The sequence below is a fragment of the Methylobacterium nodulans ORS 2060 genome, from assembly GCF_000022085.1.
In the GTDB taxonomy this organism is placed as follows: Bacteria; Pseudomonadota; Alphaproteobacteria; order Rhizobiales; family Beijerinckiaceae; genus Methylobacterium; species Methylobacterium nodulans.
Genome location: NC_011894.1, coordinates 6173137 through 6185971, shown reverse-complemented (window position 1 = coordinate 6185971; position 12835 = coordinate 6173137). Strand labels below are relative to the sequence as shown.

13 protein-coding genes are annotated in these 12835 nt (G+C 72.9%); 5 read left to right on the top strand and 8 right to left on the bottom strand.

Features of this window, described 5'->3' with window-relative positions; translation table 11 throughout:
• The first annotated feature begins 99 nt into the window (after positions 1-99).
• Positions 100-1218, top strand: coding sequence for a PA0069 family radical SAM protein (locus tag MNOD_RS28725; protein WP_015932489.1), 1119 nt, complete (start codon positions 100-102; stop codon positions 1216-1218).
• Between the two features lie 46 nt (positions 1219-1264).
• Here MNOD_RS28725 and MNOD_RS28720 read toward each other — a convergent pair whose 3' ends face one another.
• Positions 1265-2164, bottom strand: coding sequence for a LysR substrate-binding domain-containing protein (locus MNOD_RS28720; RefSeq protein WP_015932488.1), 900 nt, complete (start codon positions 2162-2164; stop codon positions 1265-1267).
• Between the two features lie 156 nt (positions 2165-2320).
• On the opposite strand from MNOD_RS28720, the gene bioB reads away from it, so the two are divergent.
• Positions 2321-3322, top strand: a complete 1002-nt coding sequence (bioB, locus tag MNOD_RS28715) for a biotin synthase BioB (RefSeq protein ID WP_015932487.1) — start codon at positions 2321-2323, stop codon at positions 3320-3322.
• A gap of 136 nt (positions 3323-3458) precedes the next feature.
• Here the strand turns inward: bioB and MNOD_RS28710 are convergent, their stop codons facing one another.
• From MNOD_RS28710 to mnmA, 4 genes are all read right to left on the bottom strand, one after another.
• Complete coding sequence (locus MNOD_RS28710; protein WP_043752356.1) at positions 3459-4877, bottom strand: sensor histidine kinase; 1419 nt, start codon at positions 4875-4877, stop codon at positions 3459-3461.
• 144 nt (positions 4878-5021) lie between these two features.
• Positions 5022-5858, bottom strand: a complete 837-nt coding sequence (locus MNOD_RS28705; protein WP_015932485.1) for a TVP38/TMEM64 family protein — start codon at positions 5856-5858, stop codon at positions 5022-5024.
• A 6-nt stretch (positions 5859-5864) separates the two neighbouring features.
• Positions 5865-6518: a class I SAM-dependent methyltransferase gene (locus MNOD_RS28700; RefSeq protein ID WP_015932484.1), complete on the bottom strand. Its 654-nt coding sequence runs from the start codon at positions 6516-6518 to the stop codon at positions 5865-5867.
• Between the two features lie 88 nt (positions 6519-6606).
• Positions 6607-7755 (bottom strand): tRNA 2-thiouridine(34) synthase MnmA, encoded by a 1149-nt coding sequence (mnmA, locus tag MNOD_RS28695; protein WP_015932483.1) that lies wholly within the window; start codon positions 7753-7755, stop codon positions 6607-6609.
• Positions 7756-8030: 275 nt separating this feature from the next.
• Here mnmA and MNOD_RS28690 point away from each other — a divergent pair, with 275 nt between their 5' ends.
• The 3 genes from MNOD_RS28690 to sciP all read left to right on the top strand — a co-directional run bounded on the left by MNOD_RS28690 (position 8031) and on the right by sciP (position 10280).
• The gene (locus MNOD_RS28690) at positions 8031-9194 is read left to right on the top strand and encodes a flagellar hook-length control protein FliK (RefSeq protein ID WP_015932482.1); all 1164 of its coding nucleotides are present in this window, start codon (positions 8031-8033) and stop codon (positions 9192-9194) included.
• Between the two features lie 14 nt (positions 9195-9208).
• A complete protein-coding gene (locus tag MNOD_RS28685) occupies positions 9209-9895 on the top strand; it encodes a flagellar hook assembly protein FlgD (RefSeq protein ID WP_015932481.1) in 687 nt (228 codons plus the stop codon).
• A 109-nt stretch (positions 9896-10004) separates the two neighbouring features.
• A complete protein-coding gene (gene sciP, locus MNOD_RS28680; protein ID WP_015932480.1) occupies positions 10005-10280 on the top strand; it encodes a CtrA inhibitor SciP in 276 nt (91 codons plus the stop codon).
• A gap of 84 nt (positions 10281-10364) precedes the next feature.
• Here the strand turns inward: sciP and flbD are convergent, their stop codons facing one another.
• From flbD to MNOD_RS28665, 3 genes are all read right to left on the bottom strand, one after another.
• Positions 10365-11750: a sigma-54-dependent transcriptional regulator FlbD gene (gene flbD / locus MNOD_RS28675; protein WP_015932479.1), complete on the bottom strand. Its 1386-nt coding sequence runs from the start codon at positions 11748-11750 to the stop codon at positions 10365-10367.
• Positions 11751-11814: 64 nt separating this feature from the next.
• Positions 11815-12165, bottom strand: a complete 351-nt coding sequence (fliN, locus tag MNOD_RS28670; RefSeq protein ID WP_015932478.1) for a flagellar motor switch protein FliN — start codon at positions 12163-12165, stop codon at positions 11815-11817.
• A 16-nt stretch (positions 12166-12181) separates the two neighbouring features.
• Complete coding sequence (locus MNOD_RS28665) at positions 12182-12820, bottom strand: FliH/SctL family protein (protein ID WP_015932477.1); 639 nt, start codon at positions 12818-12820, stop codon at positions 12182-12184.
• Between the last annotated feature and the right edge of the window lie 15 nt (positions 12821-12835).

The window sequence follows — 12835 nt, the reverse complement described above, 5'->3', positions numbered from 1 at the left end:
GCCTACGCGGCGCCCCTCGTCCTGCCTCGATCGGCGCCACTTGCCAATGTTCATGATATGTTCCAGGCTTGGCCGCGGAGAACGGGCAGGGAGCGGGCCGTGGCCGGGACGAACGGGGGCAATCGGGGTGATCGGCGCCTCGCCGCATCGGCCGAAGCGGCGCAGCGGCGCCGCGGCCGGGGCGCCACCGCCAACCCGACCGGGCGCTTCGAGCCGGCACGCCGCGAGGCCTTCGCGGATGGCTGGGACCGCGAGGAGGAGCTGCCGCCCCTGCGCACCGAGGTGACCATCGAGCGCGCCCGCACCATCATCACCCGCAACGACTCGCCCGATCTCGGCTTCGACCGCTCGATCAATCCCTATCGCGGCTGCGAGCATGGCTGCATCTACTGCTTCGCGCGGCCGAACCACGCCTATGCGGGGCTCTCGCCGGGCCTCGACTTCGAGACGAAGCTCTTCGCCAAGCCGAATGCCGCCGACCTGCTGACGCGGGAACTCTCGGGCCGGGGCTACCGCCCGCGGGTGATCGCGCTCGGCACGGCGACCGATCCCTACCAGCCGATCGAGCGGCGCCACCGCATCACCCGGGCCGTGCTGGAGGTGCTCGACCGCTTCAACCATCCGGTGGGGATCGTCACCAAATCCGACCTCGTGCTGCGCGACCTCGACCTGCTCGGAGCCATGGCGGCGCGGGGGCTCGTGCGGGTGGCGGTCTCGGTGACGACCCTCGATCCGGTCCTGGCGCGCCGGATGGAGCCCCGCGCCCCGCGCCCCGAGAAGCGGCTGGCCGCGATCCGGGCGCTGGCGGAGGCCGGCGTGCCTGTGATGGTGCTGATGGCGCCGGTGATCCCAGGCCTCAACGACCACGAGATCGAGACCCTGCTCGCCCGCGCCCGCGAGGCCGGCGCCACGGAGGCGGGCAGCGTGCTCCTGCGCCTGCCGCACGAACTCGCCGATCTCGTGCGGGACTGGTTCGCCGAGCATTATCCCGACCGCGCGGCCCGCACCTTCGCGCTTCTGGCCGAGGCCCGGGGCGGGCAGGTCTACGACGCGACCTTCGGCCGGCGCTTCACCGGCACCGGCCCCTATGCGGCGCTCCTGGCCGACCGGGTGCGGCGGGCGGCGCGACGCCTGGGCTACGGCGAGGGGCGGGCGCCGCTGCGGACGGATCTCTTCGCCGTGCCGGTGCCGGAGGGCGGGCAGTATCGGCTGCTGTAGGGCTTGGGGACCGCGAGGCGACGGTCATGGTCAAGGCCCGCTGCCATTACACCAGCTCCGCCAGCCCCGGATCGATCCCGAGTTCCCCCGCCAGCCAGCGCGTGAAGGTGCGCAGCGGCGCCCGCCGCCGGGTCGCGGCCGGGAAGACCAGGTGGTGGCCGACGTAAGTGACGTCCCGGGCGCGCCCGAGCAGCGGGGCGACGAGGCGGCCGCTCGCGATCTCGCGCTCGGCGAGCAGGGTCGATTCGAGGGCGACCCCGAGCCCGTCCGCCGCCGCCGCGATGGCGAGGAAGCTGCGGTCGAAGCGCACGCCGAGGGGGCGCGGCGCCGGCAGGTCGTTGCGCGCGAACCAGAGCGGCCAGCGCACCAGCTTGTTGTCGCTCTGGATCAGCACCTGGTCGAGGAGGTCGGCGGGCGTGCGGATGCGCGCGGCCCGCACCGGATCGCAGAGCGGCATCACCGTCTCGGTGCAGAGCGGCACCACCACGAGCCCCTCGCCCCGCGGCGGGCCGTAGACGATGTCGGCATCGAACTCGTCGGTGGTGAAGCGCGCATAGTCCATGCCGGCAGCGAGCCGCACCTCGAAGCCCGGATGGTCGGCGAGGAAACGCGCGAGCCGCGGCGTCAGCCACTGCGCGGCGAAGCTCGGGGCGCAGTGCAGGCGCAGCAGCTGCGGCCCGCGCGCTGCCACGAGGTCGAGGCCCCGGTGCAGCTCCTCGAAGGCGCGGCCGACATGCTCCAGCAGCGCCTCGCCGGCGGGCGTCAGCGTCACCCCCTGCCCGGCCCGCTCGAACAGCGCGACGCCGAGCGCCTCCTCCATCTTGCGGATCGCGTGGCTCACCGCGCTCGCGGTCAGGTTCAGCTCCGCTGCCGCGGCCTTGAAGGAGCGCCGCCGCGCGGCGGCTTCGAAGGAGCGGACGGCGGAGAGGGGAACCGGGAGCGACATGGTGCGACGATGGGCGCAAAGCCCGGCCGCTGACAACCGCCCGGCCGGCTGCGCACTCGGGACAAGCGCGGCGGAGCGGCGGCCCGCCCGGACGGAGGACCGGATTCCCCTTCTCCCGCACATCCTCTATGCGGGACCAAAGACCCGAGGGACCCGATGACCACCACGACCGAGCGCCCCGATGCCCCCATCCGGCACGACTGGACCGTCGCGGAGATCCAGGCGATCTACGACCTGCCGCTCCTCGACCTCGTGCACCGGGCGTCCCTCGTCCACCGCGCCCATCACGACCCCGCCGATATCCAGCGGGCGAGCCTGCTCTCGATCAAGACCGGCGGCTGCCCGGAGGATTGCGCCTATTGCCCGCAATCGGCCCACCACAAGGAGGCCGGCATCGGGCGCCAGCGGCTGATGCCGGTCGAGGCGGTGCTGCGCGAGGCCGAAGCCGCCAAGGCCGCCGGCGCCACCCGCTTCTGCATGGGCGCCGCGTGGCGCCAGCCGAAGGACGGGCCCGAATTCGACGCGGTGCTCGCCATGGTGCGGGGCGTGCGCGGCCTCGGCATGGAGGCCTGCGTCACCCTCGGCATGCTGACCCCCTCCCAGGCCGAGCGCCTCGCGGAGGCCGGCCTGACCGCCTACAACCACAATCTCGATACCGGGCCGGACTTCTACGGCGACATCATCTCGACCCGCACCTATGCGGACCGGCTGAACACGCTCCAGGCGGTGCGGGATGCCGGGATCGGCGTCTGCTGCGGCGGCATCATCGGCATGGGCGAGGGCGTCGCCGACCGCGCCGCCATGCTCCAGGTGCTCGCCAACCACGCGCCGCATCCCGAGAGCGTTCCGATCAACGCCCTCGTCGCGGTGGCCGGCACGCCGCTTGCCGAGCGGCCCCCGGTCGATCCCCTCGACCTCGTGCGGATGTGCGCCACGGCCCGCATCGTGATGCCCAAGGCCCGCGTGCGGCTCAGCGCCGGCCGCCGGGCGCTCACCCGGGAGGCCCAGGTGCTCTGCTTCCTCGCGGGGGCCAACTCGATCTTCTACGGCGAGCGGCTCCTCACCACCGCCAACAACGAGGCCGATGCGGATGCGCAGCTCCTGCGCGATATCGGCGTGCCGGTGCCGGGCATCGAGGTGCTGGAGGCGGCGGAGTAGGGCCACCCCTTAAGTCCCGCAAGGCGGCCGTGGAGGCCCCACCGGCCCTCAATCGAAACTGGGGTGCACGGAAGCCGCCCCGCTCCTCAGCATGAGTCCACCACTGGCTGGGCCGACCCTGGCGGATGAAACCGTATCACACCCGGTCGGGCAGCGTGATCCGGAAGCGGGCGCCGATCCGCGTCTCGTCGAGGGTGAGCGTGCCGCCATTGAGGCGGGTGAGCTCCGCCGCGATCGGGAGGCCGAGACCGGTGCCGCCCGGGCGGGCCGCGCCCTGGAAGGGCGAGAACAGGTTCGCCCGCGCCCGCTCGGGCAGGCCCGGACCGTTGTCGGATACGAGAATCGTCACGACGGCGCCCTCGCGCGCCGCCTCGATCGTGACGAGGGGCGGCGCCCCGCCGGCCGTTCCGGCAAGCGCCAGCGCCTGCACGGCGTTGCGCACGAGGTTGATGATCACCCGCGAGAGCTGGTCGGGATCGGCATCGACCAACAGGTCCTCGGGCGTGCGCTCCTCCACCCGCACGCCCGTGCCGGGGGCGCTCCCGGCGAGGTCGAGGGCGTCGGCCAGGATCGGCTTCAAGAGCGTCAGCCGACGCTCCGGCACGCGCTCGGCGGCCCGGCCATAGGCCAGCGTCGCCTCGCAGTAGCGGATCGCCCGTCCGAGCGTCGCGACGAGGCGCGGCGCCACCCGCTGCACCGCCGGGTCGGCGGTCGCCTCCAGGCGGTCCCCGAGGAGCTGCGCGGTGGTGAGCAGGTTGCGCAATTCGTGGTTGATCTTGCTCACCGACAGGCCGAGTTCGGCGAGCCGCCGCTTCTGGCGCAGCTCTCCGGCGAGCACCGCCTCCATGCGGGCGAGCGCGGTCTCGGCGAGCCCGATCTCGTCGGTGCGCCAGGAGGGGGCGATGAGGCGCGAGCCGTCCTCCGGATCGTCCGCGAAGGCCGCGATGTTGCGCGTGAGGCGTAAGACCGGGCGCACGATCGAGACCTGGAGGGCGAGGAACACCAGGATGCCGGTGATGCCCGAGATCACCATGGAGGTGACGAGGATGCGCCACGAGAAGGCGATCAGCGCCTCGCGCAGGGGGGCGGAGTCGATCACGATCTCGACGAAGTCGACCCCGTCCATGCCATGGCCCACCACGCGCATCGGCGCGGAATCCGCCTGCCACAGGGTGTGCCATGCCCCCGCCAGCAGGTCGGTCCAGGCGGTGTCGCGCAGGTCCACCGTCTCGCTCACCTCGGAGGGCATCTCCGTCACGGTGATGAGGCGGCGGGTGCCCCCGGCCCGGAGCGCGATCGCCCGTGCGCCCACCCCCATGAGGAGCCGCCGGGCGAGATCGTCCGAGACCTTCTGCTGGGGCGCGGCGTCGAGGGCGAGGGCCGCCACCTGCGCGGCCGCGACCCGGTCCGACAGCCAGGTGCGGCGGAAATTGGCGACGCTGGGGACGTAGATCAGCACCTCGGCCAGCAGCACGAACAGGATCGTGAGCAGCAGCAGCCGGCCCGAGAGGCCGAACCGGCTGGCGGCGCCCCGAAAGGCACCCCGCTCCCGCATGGCATCGGCGAGACGCACGACGATCCGATCCTCCCCGATCGCATTACGTCGGGCGAGCTACCCGCCCGGCAGCCGCCGGCGTCGACGACGCGCGACGGATTCGGCGGAGAGATTAGGCCAAGTCGCCGAGCGCATAGGGGGGTCTCAATCGTCGCAGGGGATCGGCTCCGTCGCGGGCTTGCGGCGCAGGCGCCGCAGCAGGACCGGGAGCAGCGCCAGGATCCCCAGGGCAAGCAGCGTCGCGACGAGTTCCGGCGTGATCACCGAGCGCAGGGAGAGGGCGCGGTCGCAATCGGTGCCGGCGGCCGCGAGGCAGGCCGCCTTCGCGTCCTGGTGGGCTGCCACCACGGCCTCGATCCGCGCACCCGTCGCCGCGTAGATGAAGCCGCCCGGCGAGATCCCGATGAGCGTCGCCAGCGCGAAGGTGCGCAGCCTCACCCCGAAGATGGCCGGGCCAAGATTGGTCATCCAGAACGGGAAGAGCGGCAGGAGCCGCAGGAAGAGCACATACGAGAAGGCGTCCCGCCGGAAGCCCGCGGCGAGCCGGTTGAGCCGCCCGCCGGTGTTGCGCAGCAACCATCCGCCCGCCGCCGTGCGGCCGATCGAGAAGACGATGACGGCGCCCGTCGTGCAGGAGGAAATCGCGAGCAGCGCCCCCGGGACCGTGCCGAACAGGAAGCCGCACAGCATGGTCATGAAGACCGAGACCGGCACCGAAACCACGACGGTGCCGACATAGAGGAACGCAGTGAGGACCATCGCCCGCAGGCGGTCTTCCTCCACCATCGCGAGCGCCCAGGCGCGCGAGGCGAGCAGCCGGTCGAGGCTGAACCACTGCGTGACGCCGCCTGCGACGAGCCCGACCGAGATGAGGATCAGGGCGACGAGGGGCAGGACGCGCAGCCAGCGCCGCCAGGGCGGCCGGGCCACCGCCTCCGGCCCGGCCTCGTCCGCGGGCGGCCCCGGCTCCTGCGCGCGCATGCGGCTTTAGGCCGCTTTGCGCAGGCGCAGGATCTTGAAGAAGCCGCCCGGGAAGGTCGGCCGCAGCCCCACGAAGGTGACCCCGCGCCGCTTGGCCCAGGCCTCGATGCGGGCAGCCTTGAAATCCGAGCTCCAGCCGATCCTGGAGCAGAGCGGCGCCATGATCTGCTCGACGCGGGCCACCGCGCCGTCAGCCTGCCCGAAATGGTTGGCGAGCACGATCTCGCCGCCCGGCCGGAGCACGCGCAGGAACTCGTCCAGCGCCCTCTCCGGATCGGGCACCAGGGTGATGAGGAACTGCGCCACCACCGCGTCGAAGCTCTCGTCCGCGTAGCCGAGCCGGCAGACATCCATCACCTGCAGGCCCTTGACATGGGCGAGGCCGCGGCGGTGGACCTTGAGCGCCGCCCGCCTCAGCATGTCCTCCGAGAGATCGACGCCGTAGACCTCGCAGGCGGCCGGGTAGTAGCCGAGCGACAGGCCCGTGCCGACGCCGGCCTCCAGGATGCGCCGGCCATTGGCCACGGCAGCCGTCACGGCGTCGCGCGCGGCGGGTTCCGTGAGCTTGTCATAGACCACGTCATAGACCGGCGCCCAACGCGCATAGGCCTTGCGCATCAAGGCGGTGGTGGGGCCCGCCTCCCGCGACTCACTCAACATCGGCTCAAGTCTCTCCCCAGGGTCCGTCCGGGAGGGCGCCTGAAGCCCGTTTCTCCGTCAAGACCGATGACAAACGATCCAGGCCCGCTCAGGCTGCCTCGCGCCGCGACGCCTCGACCCGCAGGATGGTGCCGCCGCCGAGCACCCGCGCCCGGGGCCCCTCATCCGCATAGATGGCACAGGCCTGGCCCGGCGACACGCCGTCCTCGGGCGTCGCCAGCATCACCTCGGCGCAGGAAGCGGCCCGGTTCCAGCGCAGGGTCGCGGGCCGCGGCTCCCGGGTCGAGCGCACCCGCACGGCGACGGGCATCCCGTCGAGTTCGGTCAGGGGCTCGTCGCCGAGCCAGTTCGTCTCCGCAAGGCGGATCACCGAGGTAGCGAGCGCCTCGCGCGGGCCCACCACCACGCGGGCGGTCTCGGGGTCGAGGCGCACCACGTAGAGGGGCTCGCCGGTGGCGAGCTTCAGGCCCCGCCGCTGGCCGACCGTGAAGCCGATGATGCCGTCGTGGCGCCCGAGCGTCCGCCCGTCGAGGTGGACGATCTCGCCCGGGCGGACCGAGTCGGGCCGCAGCCGCGCGATCACGTCCTGATAGCGCCCCTGGGGCACGAAGCAGATGTCCTGGCTGTCGGGCTTGTCGGCGACCGAGAGGCCGAATTCGCGGGCGAGCCGGCGGGTCTCGTCCTTGGGCAGCTCGCCGAGGGGAAAGCGCAGGACGTCGAGCTGCTCGGCCGTGGTGGCATACAGGAAGTAGCTCTGGTCGCGGGCCGGATCGAGGGCGCGGTAGAGCGCCCGGCTTCCGCCGGGCCGCGGGCGGCTCGCCACGTAATGCCCGGTCGCCAGCGCGTCGGCGCCGAGGTCGAGGGCGGTGGCGAGCAGGTCGCGGAACTTGATCGAGCGGTTGCACTCGACGCAGGGGATCGGCGTCTCGCCGTGGATGTAGCTGTCGGCGAAGCGGTCGATCACCGCCTCGCGGAAGCGGTCCTCGTAGTCGAGGACGTAATGCGGGATGCCGAGCGTCTCGGCGGCCCTGCGGGCATCGTGGATGTCCTGGCCCGCGCAGCAGGCGCCGCGCCGGTGCGTGGCCGCCCCGTGGTCGTAGAGCTGGAGCGTGATGCCGACGACGTCGTAGCCCTGGCGCTTGAGGAGCCCGGCGACGACCGAGGAATCGACGCCGCCCGACATCGCCACCACGACGCGGGTGTCCTGCGGGGCCTTGGGCAGATCGAGCGAGTTCATCGTCTTGAAGGCGGGCGCTGGTTCCGGCGCGGCCGCGGGCCCGCTTTCGGCAACGGCGCTGCGCGCCCTGTCTATAGTGATCGAACCGGCTTTCTGCCAGGGCGCCTCGGCCGGTCCTCGTCCGGCAAGTTCTGCCGGGTGGCCGGCAGGATCCGCGCAGGCAGGGCCATCGGGCCGCCGGGCGGTTCGGATTTCTTCAGTGTTGTCAGCCGTTTGTATCTTCGCCTCGATGGCCCCGGCCTTGCCTTCCGCCAAGGCCTGAGGAGTGGTGCGGGATGACGGCGACGGGAGCGGGCGACGGGGTTCATGCGGCGGGGCGGGAGAGCCCGCGCTGCCATGCGGGGCGGCGCCCGGCATCCGCCGATGCCGCCCCGTTTCGGGTCGCGCAACCCGCGCGGGATCCCGCCCGAGCGCCGTCGGCCGCGGAGCGCAGGCCGGCCGGCCCGGCCCGGCGGGATGCCTGCGCGGCGCAGAGCGCGCCGCAGAGTGCCGCGCCCCGCCGGTCTCCGGCCGCGGCGCATGCGACGGCCCCGGGCGACACCCCGTGCGCGCCGGCCCGTGATGATGCCGGGGCATCACCCCGGGCCGCCGACCCCGCGGCCGAGGCCCGCGCCTCCGGGACGAAGGAGCCCGACGGTCGGGAGACGCCTGAACAGGAGACGCCCGAACAGGACAAGACGCTGGAAGATGCGTCGGACGGGCAGGCGGGCGCCGCCGCTCCGCCGGTCCAACCCCCGCCCCCCGCTCCTGCCGGAACGCCTATCGCGCGAGCGAGCGCGTCGGGGGAGCCCGAGGCGGAACTGGCCGCTTCCGGCGCGGCCGGAGCCGCGGCGGCCCGGGCGGGCGAGATCGCGGCGGGATCCCCGGCCTCCGACAACAGGACCGAGGGAGCGGAGGCCGCAGCGCCCGCCCCGGGCTTCGCGGCCGTGCTGGCGGATGTTGCACCGCCCGATGCGGGGGCGCCGCCCGCGATGACGGCCGCCGCGCCGAGCGCCGAGGCGCAGGCCCCCTCCCCGCCGCCTCCGCCGGTGCCGCTCGGCGCCGTGCCGATGACCATCGGCCTGCGTTCGCTTGCCGGCAGCAACCGCTTCGAGATCCGCCTCGATCCGGCCGATCTCGGCCGGATCGACGTGAGCCTCGACCTCGACCGCGAGCACGGCTCCGTCAAGGCGCATCTCGCGGTCGAGCGGCCCGAGACCCTCGCTCTGCTCCAGCGCGACGCCGGCAGCCTGCAGCAAGCCCTGACGCAGGCGGGTTTCTCCGGCACGGAGGCGGCGCTGAGCTTCTCCCTTCAGGATGGGTCGGGCGGCCAGGGCCGGGCCGGCCGCGAGGGGGCGCCCTCTCCGGGGCGCATTGCCGATTCCGCTCCGGCCGATCCCGATCCGGTCCCGCTCGCCCTGCTCCGCGGCGGCGGGCTCGGCCTCGACATCCGCATCTAGTCGACGAGGCATCCATGGCATCCAGCGTCAGCAGCGCGCTCGCGACGGCGAACCGCACCGGCGGCAGCGCCTCGCCATCGAGCGACGCCGCGACCATCGCGGGCAACTTCAACCAGTTCCTGACCCTGCTGACCACGCAGCTCCGGAACCAGAACCCCCTCGATCCCCTCGACACCAATCAGTTCACGCAGCAGCTCGTGCAATTCGCCTCGGTCGAGCAGCAGCTCAAGACCAACGACCGCCTGGATTCGCTGCTTACCGCCAGCAAGGCCTCGGCCGCCGCCACCGCGGCGGGGCTCGTCGGCCAGACGGTGACGGCGGACGGCACCACCGCCGCCCTGGCCAAAGGCTCGGCCACCTGGACGCTCACCGCCGCGCGGGCGGCCACCCGGGCCGTGCTGACGATCACGGATGCCAAGGGCAACGTCGTCGCCACCCAGACGAAGGCGCTGACGAGCGGCAGCCAGACCTATGCGTGGGACGGCCGCACCTCGACCGGGCTCGCGGCGCCGGACGGCACCTACATGCTGAAGGTCCAGGCGGTCGACGCCACGGGCCAGAGCGTCACGGTCGACACGACGGTGACGGGCACGATCGAGAGCGTCGACGTGACGGGCTCGGAGCCGGTCCTCAGCGTCGGCGGCCGCAGCGTGCCGCTGAGCAGCCTTCAGGCGATCGGCGGCCCCGCCTCGGGGGCGTGATCCACAGGCTCGGGCGAACGAATCACATCCTAAGAATGGGATTCAAGCAATCTTAAATGCGGCTGGCTAGCCTCGATGGTGACAGGTCAGTCGAGTGTAAGAGCGTATCATGACCGAACCGCACCGCCCGAGGGTGAAGTATGTCATCGGGCCCGACGGAAGCCCCCTGACGATCGCGGATCTTCCGCCGAGCGACACCCGACGGTGGGTGATCCGCCGCAAGGCCGAGGTGGTGGCGGCAGTGCGCGGCGGGCTGCTGAGCCTCGAAGAGGCCTGCCAGCGCTACACCCTGACGACCGAGGAATTCCTGAGCTGGCAATACTCGATCGAGCAGCACGGCCTCGCGGGCCTGCGCACGACGCGCATCCAGCACTACCGGCAGTGAGCTCTTGCGGCGCGGCGGGGATCCGCCGCGTCGCGAGGGCCCGCGCCGCAAGATCATCGAGGAGGAAGCGCGAGGCCGGGCGGATCATCCATAGGCGGCGATCACCCGGGCTTGGCCCGGCTCCGGCACCGTGATGCCGGCCTGCATGTACTCGTTGAGCTTGTTGCGCAGCGTGCGGATCGAGATGCCGAGGATCCGCGCCGCATGGGTGCGGTTGCCCAGGCAATGGTCGAGTGTGTCGAGGATGAGGTCGCGCTCGACCTCCGCGACGGTCCGCCCGACCAGGCTGCGCGTGACCGCCTCCGCATTCTGAACCGCCCGCGCCGCCGCGCCCGCAGCCCCGCCGAGGGCCTCGCCCTCCGGGGCGAGTGCCTCGCCTTCCGGGGTGCGGATCGCCTCGGGTCCGATCTCGGGCCCGCTCGCGAGCAGCACGGCCCGGTGGAGCGTATTTTCCAGTTCCCGCACGTTGCCCCGCCAGGGATTGGCGACGACGAGCCGGCGCGCCTCGGCCGAGAGCGGGCGGGCCGGGACGCCGTTCACCGCCGCGTATTGGCGGGCAAAGTGCTCGGCGAGTTCGAGGATGTCGGCCGGGCGCTCCCGAAGGGCCGGCAGGCGCAGATGCACCACGTTGAGGCGGTAGAGCAGATCCTCCCGGAAGGTGCCCTTCCGGACCTCCTCGGCAAGGTTGCGGTTCGAGGTGGCCAGCACCCGCAGGTCCACCCGCACCGGCTTGTCGCCGCCGACCCGGTCGATCACCCGCTCCTGCAGCGCCCGCAGCAGCTTGGCCTGCAGCCGCACATCCATCTCGGAGATCTCGTCGAGGAGGAGCGTGCCGCCCGACGCCTCCTCGAACTTGCCGATGCGCCGCGCCACCGCGCCCGTGAAGGCGCCCTTCTCGTGCCCGAACAGCTCGGATTCGAGGAGCGCGTCGGGGATCGCCGCGCAGTTGACGCTCACGAAGGGTTTTCGGGCGCGGCCTGACCTGGCGTGGACATACCGGGCGAGCACCTCCTTGCCGGTGCCGCTCTCGCCGCTGATCAGCACCGAGGCATCCGAGCGCGCCACCTGCTCGGCGAGTTTCACCACCCGCTCCATGGCGGGGTCGCGCCACACGAAGGCCCGGGCATCCGCCGCCACCGCCTCCAGCACCGCGGCGATCAGCTCCGGATCGGGGGGCAGCGGGATGTATTCCTTGGCCCCCGCCTGGATCGCCGCCACCGCCGCGCGGGCATCCGAGCCCGTGCCACAGGCGACCACGGGCGTGCGGATGCGCTCCTCGGCGAGCGCCGCGACGAGCGTCCGGATCGGGAGCGAGACATCGACCATCACGAGGTCGGCGCCCTTGGCGCGCAGGACGGTCAGGCCCTGCTCGATTCCATCGGCCTGGGTGACGGCCGCTCCCCGGCTCATGGCCATCTTCGAGGCGGTGACGAGCTCGCCGTTCAGGCGGCCGATGATCAGAAGGCGCATCGCGGGCACTCCGCTTTATGTCGTCGGGCGCCGTGCGGCGCCGATGGGATCGGGTTCGATTGGCTCAACCGTCGCTCTTGACGATCTCGGTCATGGTGACGCCGAGGCGCTCCTCGACCAGCACCACCTCGCCGCGGGCGACGAGGCGGTTGTTGACGTAGATGTCGATCGCCTCGCCGACCTTGCGGTCGAGTTCCAGCACCGTGCCGGGACCGAGGCGCAGGAGGTCGCCGATCGGCATCCGGGAGGCGCCGAGCACCGCCGAGACCACCACCGGCACGTCGAAGACCTGCTCCAGGTCCGCGGCGCTCTTGGGGCTGGGCGGGCCGTCCCGCAGGGAATCGGCGCCGTTCTGGTCGAGGGCGAGGTCGGCTTCGCTGAGCTGGGGCAGGCCGAGGTCGTCGTCGGGGGCCATCGGGAATCCTTCGGGATCAGGCGGGAGCGAGCGCGGTGGCGAGGGCGGCCTCGATGGCGGCGCGCTCGCGCACGACGCCGCCATCGGCCCATTCCAGGCGGGTGTCGCCCGGTGGCAGGTCGGGGTCGCCGAGCACGATCAGGCGGCCCTCATAGCCGCGCTCGCGGGCGAGGCGCTTGAGGGCCGTCTCGGCCTCCTCCACGAGGCGGTCGTTCACCCGCACGGCGAGATGCGGCACGCCGCGCAGGTGATGCAGGGCGGACCGGGCGGCCTCCAGGATCGCCGCGACCGGATGTGCGTCGAGGGCTTCGCCCGCGAGCTTGCGGCCGAGCGCCACCGCGAAGTCGAGGGCCTGGGCCTCGCGCTCCGCGTCCCGGGCATCCGCCGCCGCGAGCAGGCCGGCGGCTGCGGTCGCGAGGCGGTTGAGGGCATCGGCGAGACGGGCCTGGACCTGCGCCTCGGCCTGGGCGCGGCCCTCCTGCAGGCCGCGCGCATGGGCGGCGTCGAGCTGCGCCCGCAGGGTGGCCTCGGCCCGGGCTTCCGCCTCGGCCTGCGCGGTGGCCTCCGCCTGGGCCGCGGCCTCCCGCGCCCGCGCGGCGCTGCCGCCGGGGACCCGGAAGTCGTTGTCGAAGAGGAAGCGCTGAACCTGAGCCATCGGATCTCGGGGCGG